We start from the raw sequence: 3,674 nt of genomic DNA, 5'->3' as shown, positions 1-3,674 counted from the left end.
CCTTCGGGCTGGTCGAGCCGATCTGGCGCCAGGTCGAGGTGCTCGCCCGGGTGCTCTGCGGCGAGCCCGGCGCGGGCTACGTCGAGGCTCCGAGCGCCACCCGACTCAAGGTCAGCGGCATCGAGCTTTACGCCTTCGGCCCCGTCGAGGCCTCGCCAGCGCACGAGGTGCTCCGCTACAGCGACCCGGAAAGCGGCGAGTACCGAAAGCTTTTGCTCAACAACGGGCGCATCGAAGGCGCGGTGCTCTACGGCGACACCGCCCAGGGCCCCTGGTATTTCAACCAGGCGCAGCAAGGCGCGGACCTGAGCGCGGCTCGCCCGGCGCTGCTGTTCGGCCAGGCGGACGTCGAGGCGTTTCTACACTCCCCCAGCCAAGAGGCGGCTTAACCATGGCGACAAGAGAGAACCTGATCATCATCGGCAACGGCATGGTCGGCCACCACCTGGTCGAGCAGCTCATCGAGGCCGGCGCGCTTGCGCGCCTTGAGGTGACCGTGTTCGGCGAGGAGCGCCACCGCGCCTACGACCGGGTGCATCTCTCCGAGTACTTCACCGGGCGCAACGCGGAGTCGCTGGCGCTTTGCGACGCCGACTACTACGCCCAGCACGGCGTGACGCTCAGAAGCGGCGAGAAGGTGACCGAAATCGACCGCGCGGCGAAAACCGTGGTGACCGCCAGCGGCCGCTACGCCTTCGACCACCTGGTGCTCGCCACCGGCTCCTACCCCTTCGTGCCGCCGATCGAAGGGCGCGAGCGCCCGGGGTGTCTGGTCTACCGCACGCTGGATGATCTGGATGCGATACGCGACGCCGCCCAAAGCGCCACCAACGGCGTGGTGGTCGGCGGCGGGCTTTTGGGGCTCGAGGCCGCCAATGCCCTTCGCGGCCTGAATCTCGACACCGCCGTGGTGGAGTTCGCGCCGCGCCTGATGCCGATGCAGGTCGATCGGGAAGGCGGCGAGCTCTTGAAAGAGAAGATCGAATCCCTCGGCTTGCAGGTGCTGACCGAGCGCGCCACCCAGCGCATCGAACAGGGCGAACAGAGCCGGCTGCGCATGGTGTTTCAGGACGGCAAGGTGCTCGAAACCGACCTGATCGTGTTCTCCGCGGGCATTCGCCCCCAGGACGCACTGGCCCGGGAGTGCGGGCTCGAGATCGGCGAGCGCGGCGGCGTGGTGATCGACGATCACTGCCGCACCAGCGACCCGGCCATTCTCGCCGTGGGCGAAGTGGCGCTCTGGAACCAGAGCATCTTCGGCCTGGTGGCGCCGGGCTACCAGATGGCCAAGGTGGCGGTCTCGACCCTCACCGGCGGCGACGCGCGTTTTGGCGGCGCCGACATGAGCACCAAGCTGAAGCTATTGGGCGTCGACGTCGGCGCCATCGGCGACGCCCACGGCGAGCGCACCCCCGGGGCGCGCATGTTCCGCTATCTCGACCCGCTCACCCAGGTGTATCGCAAGCTGGTGGTCTCGAGCGACGGCAAGAAGCTCCTGGGCGCCATGCTGGTCGGCGACAACGGCGTCTACGACACGCTCTTGCAGTACTACGCCAACGCCCTCGAGCTACCCGCCGAGCCCGCCTCGCTCATCCTGCCCCGGCAAAGCGGCGCCGCGCCGGCGCTGGGGGCGGATGCGCTGCCGGCGAGCGCCATGATCTGTTCGTGCCACAACGTAACCAAGGGGGTTATCTGCGAGGCGATCGATGCCGGCGCGCGAGATCTGGCCAGTGTGAAGGGCGCGACCAGAGCCAGTACCGGCTGCGGCGGCTGCGCCACGCTTTTGAAATCCGTGGTCGATCACGAGCTCGCCGCCCAAGGCGTCGAGGTGGATCGCTCGCTTTGCGAGCACTTCGCCCACACCCGCCAGGGGCTTTACGACATCGTGCGCGTCGAGGGCATCAAGACCTTCGGCGAGCTGATGGAGAAGCACGGCAATACCGGTCATGGCCTTGGCTGCGATATCTGCAAGCCCACCGTGTCGTCGATTCTCGCCTCCTGCTTCAACGAGCCGATCATGGACGCCGCCCACGTGCCGCTGCAGGACACCAACGACACCTTCATGGCCAACATGCAGAAAAACGGCACCTACTCGGTGGTGCCGCGCATCGCCGGCGGCGAGATCACCCCGGAGAAGCTCGTGGTGCTCGGCCAGGTGGCGCAGAAGTTCGAGCTGTACACCAAGGTCACCGGCGGCCAGCGCATCGATCTCTTCGGCGCGCGCCTCGAGGATCTGCCCGCGATCTGGGGCGAGCTGATCGCGGCGGGCTTCGAGACCGGCCACGCCTACGGCAAGTCGCTGCGCACGGTGAAGTCGTGTGTGGGCAGCACCTGGTGTCGTTTTGGGGTGCAGGACAGCGTGGGCATGGCGATCAAACTCGAGCACCGCTACAAGGGGCTGCGCGCGCCGCACAAGATCAAGTTCGGCGTCTCCGGCTGCACCCGGGAGTGTGCCGAGGCGCAGAGCAAGGATATCGGCATCATCGCCACCGAGAACGGCTGGAACCTGTACGTCTGCGGCAACGGCGGCATGCGCCCGCGCCACGCCGAGCTCTTCGCTACCGACCTCGACGACGAGGCGCTCTACCGTACCATCGACCGATTTCTGATGTTCTACGTGCGCACCGCCGACCGGCTGCAGCGCACGGCCACCTGGCGCGAAAACCTCGAAGGCGGGCTCGACTACCTCAAGGCGGTGATTCTCGAGGATAGCCTGGGACTCGGCGACGAGCTGGAGCGCCAGATGCAGACCCTGATCGAGCGCTACGAGTGCGAATGGGCCAACGCCCTGAGCGACCCGGAAAAGCTCAAGCGTTTCAGAAGCTTCGTCAACGACGAACGCCCGGACCCGTCCATCATCATGACCACCGAGCGCGGGCAACTGCGCCCGGCCTGATGTCCACCAGGACCGACTTCAAGAAAGGAGCCCTTCCATGAGTGCAACCGCTGCCGCCTCGAACACTATGCCAGCCGTGCGCTGGCAGCCGCTTTGCCGCCGCGCCGATCTGGTGGCGTTTTCCGGCGTGGTGGCCTGGCTCGAAACCTCGGCCGCCCAGGTCGCGCTGTTCTACCTGCCCGGACACACCCCGGAACTCTACGCGCTGGATCACTTCGATCCCTTTTCGAATGCCTACGTGATCGGCCGCGGCATCGTCGGCGATCTCGACGGCGCCCCGGTCATCGCCTCGCCGCTCTACAAGCAGCACTTTCGCCTGAGCGACGGCCTGTGCCTGGAGGACGAAAACGTGCGGCTTCGCACCTGGCCGGTGCGCTTCGATGGGGATCGCGTGGTGATCGAGGCGTAACGCTAGACGAAAGCGCCGCCTCTTGAAAGAAGCGGCGCTTTTCCTGCTTGAGCTTTTTGATCGAGAAAGTATTTCGACTCTGGCTACTCGTCGCTATCGAGAAACGCGATCAGCGCTTGGTTGAATTCTTTCGCGTGAGTGACGTTCAGGCCGTGGGGACCGCCTTCGATCACTTCGAGCCTGGAGTGGGGCAGCGTTTCGCTGGCGCGTTTGCCGCTGACTTCGAGCGGCACGATGCCGTCGGCGTCGCCGTGGATCACCAGTGTCGGCAGCTTCATCTTCGGCAGGTCGTCGCGAAAATCGGTGTAGCTGAACGCCTTGATGCAGTCGAAGGTCGCCTTGGGTGAGGCGAACGCTGCGATGTCACGG

General features: G+C 66.1%; 3 protein-coding genes and 1 pseudogene. 3 read left to right on the top strand and 1 reads right to left on the bottom strand.

What is annotated here, in order from left to right:
- The 3 genes and pseudogenes from BIS11_RS13015 to nirD form a co-directional block, all read left to right on the top strand.
- Window positions 1-389 (top strand): annotated as a pseudogene (locus tag BIS11_RS13015) (NAD(P)/FAD-dependent oxidoreductase); the annotation flags it as partial.
- A gap of 2 nt (window positions 390-391) precedes the next feature.
- Entirely contained in the window at window positions 392-2,896 is a 2,505-nt protein-coding gene (gene nirB, locus BIS11_RS13010; RefSeq protein WP_253418545.1) for a nitrite reductase large subunit NirB, read from the top strand.
- 37 nt (window positions 2,897-2,933) lie between these two features.
- Complete coding sequence (nirD, locus tag BIS11_RS13005) at window positions 2,934-3,305, top strand: nitrite reductase small subunit NirD (RefSeq protein ID WP_253418548.1); 372 nt, start codon at window positions 2,934-2,936, stop codon at window positions 3,303-3,305.
- An 83-nt stretch (window positions 3,306-3,388) separates the two neighbouring features.
- Here the strand turns inward: nirD and BIS11_RS13000 are convergent.
- Window positions 3,389-3,674 (bottom strand): alpha/beta fold hydrolase (locus tag BIS11_RS13000; protein ID WP_253586211.1); only part of this gene is annotated, 286 nt, incomplete at its 5' end.

Source organism: Halomonas sp. 707D4 (genome assembly GCF_024158685.1).
GTDB lineage: Bacteria > Pseudomonadota > Gammaproteobacteria > Pseudomonadales > Halomonadaceae > Vreelandella.
This window is presented reverse-complemented; position numbering and strand designations above follow the sequence as displayed.

Bases quoted from the DNA above. Each gene is read 5' to 3' on its own strand.
- nirB (WP_253418545.1), top strand. From the start codon at position 392: ATGGCGACAAGAGAGAACCTGATCATCATCGGCAACGGCATGGTCGGC.
- nirD (WP_253418548.1), top strand. From the start codon at position 2,934: ATGAGTGCAACCGCTGCCGCCTCGAACACTATGCCAGCCGTGCGCTGG.